Annotated in this window: 1 pseudogene; it reads right to left on the reverse strand. The window is 20.4% G+C overall.

Features of this window, described 5'->3' with window-relative positions:
* Positions 1–264, reverse strand: a pseudogene (locus GQX97_RS14690) (DUF819 family protein); the annotation flags it as partial.
* Between the last annotated feature and the right edge of the window lie 244 nt (positions 265–508).

Below are 508 nucleotides of genomic sequence, written 5' to 3' on the forward strand. Positions count from 1 at the left end.
TGATAATTTTAGTAAAGCCTTAATATCAACCCCCATAAGTATTATAGAAATTGATAAAGGTACACAATATGTAAAAAATACCCCATATACATTATGATCAACAGGAGTTAAGCCTACATTAGTACAAAATATACCCAATAATATAACGCTTAAAGCAGGACCTAAAATCTTACMTAATTTTATTTGCTGCCCTAATAATGCAAGCGATGTTATTAAAAAGATAATAGCTAAAATACTAGCATCACTTTGAAAAAATGAACTCATAAAAACCTCTTATATTTTTTTATTTTTACACAATATTAATAATATAGGATATTTTTATATTAATTTCAAATTTACGCTAATTAATATACTATTTTTTATTTATAAAYAAATAATATATAACAATATTAGMTAATTTTTATATTAGATTTGCTATATTGAGCATATATACACACTATAATATATATTATRATATAAAATTAACTCGTATTTAACAATTGATTTTTATACTTATATATAATATAAT

The organism is Brachyspira sp. SAP_772 (assembly GCF_009755885.1).
In the GTDB taxonomy this organism is placed as follows: domain Bacteria; phylum Spirochaetota; class Brachyspiria; order Brachyspirales; family Brachyspiraceae; genus Brachyspira.